This window comes from Streptomyces sp. PU-14G, assembly GCF_041028275.1.
Lineage (GTDB): Bacteria > Actinomycetota > Actinomycetes > Streptomycetales > Streptomycetaceae > Streptomyces.
In genome coordinates this window covers 1-1,088 of sequence record NZ_JASKYT010000695.1, presented here as the reverse complement: position 1 = coordinate 1,088, position 1,088 = coordinate 1, and the positions used below count along the sequence as shown (strand labels likewise).

1 protein-coding gene is annotated in these 1,088 nt (G+C 75.2%); it reads left to right on the top strand.

Features of this window, described 5'->3' with window-relative positions; genetic code table 11:
* Positions 1–153: 153 nt before the first annotated feature.
* The coding region (locus AB8Z75_RS34770) for an ABC transporter ATP-binding protein (RefSeq protein WP_369209108.1) at positions 154–1,088 on the top strand (935 nt) is incomplete at its 3' end.

Here is a 1,088-nt window from a genome sequence, read left to right as displayed (position 1 = left end):
GGCACCCCCCGCGCACACCGGGAGCAGCACCAAGGCCACGGGACGGCCCACGAGCCGCGTCCCCTCGCCCCGCCAGGACAGCGACGAGGACGGCGGCCCCCACCGGACCGCGCGGGCGCTGCGGGGCCGGAACGACGACGAGGAGAGCACGCAGTGATCACCTTCGACCACGTCTCGGTCGTCTACGAGGACGCGCACGAGCCCGCACTCCCCACCGTCGACGCCCACCTCCCCGAAGGGGAACTGTGCCTGCTCATCGGCGCGAGCGGAGCGGGCAAGTCCACGCTGCTGGGCACCGTCTCGGGCCTCGTCCCGCACTTCACCGGCGGCACCCTGCGCGGCCGAGTGACCGTGGCGGGCCGGGACACCCGTACCCACAAGCCCCGCGAACTCGCCGACCTCGTGGGAACAGTGGGCCAGGACCCGCTCGCGCACTTCGTCACCGACACCGTCGAGGACGAACTGGCCTACGGCATGGAGTCCCTGGGGCTGCCCGCGGCCACCATGCGCCGCCGCGTCGAGGAAACCCTCGACCTGTTGGGGCTCAACGACCTCCGCGACCGCCCCATCGCCTCCCTCTCCGGTGGCCAGCAGCAGCGCGTGGCCATCGGCTCCGTCCTCACCCCGCACCCCGAGGTCCTGGTGCTCGACGAGCCCACCTCGGCGCTCGACCCGCCCGCCGCCGAGGAGGTGCTGGCCGTCATCCAGCGCCTGGTCCACGACCTGGGCACCACCGTGCTCATGGCGGAACACCGGCTGGAGCGCGTCGTGCAGTACGCCGACCAGGTGCTGCTGCTGTCCCCCGACGGCACCGCGCGCCTGGGCGACCCGGCCGCGATGCTCGCCGTCTCGCCCGTGCGGCCACCCGTGGCGGAACTGGGCGAACTGGCAGGCTGGGACCCCCTCCCCCTCTCCGTACGGGACGCCCGCCGCAGGGCGACCGGACTCCGAGAACGACTCGCGACGCGCGCACCCGGTGCGGGGGCCGGTGCGGGGACCGGTGCCGGGGGCGGTACCGGCGGCCGAGCCGAGGGCGGTATCCGCGGCCGAGCCGAGGGCCGTACCCGCGGAGGGGCCGAGGGCTGGCG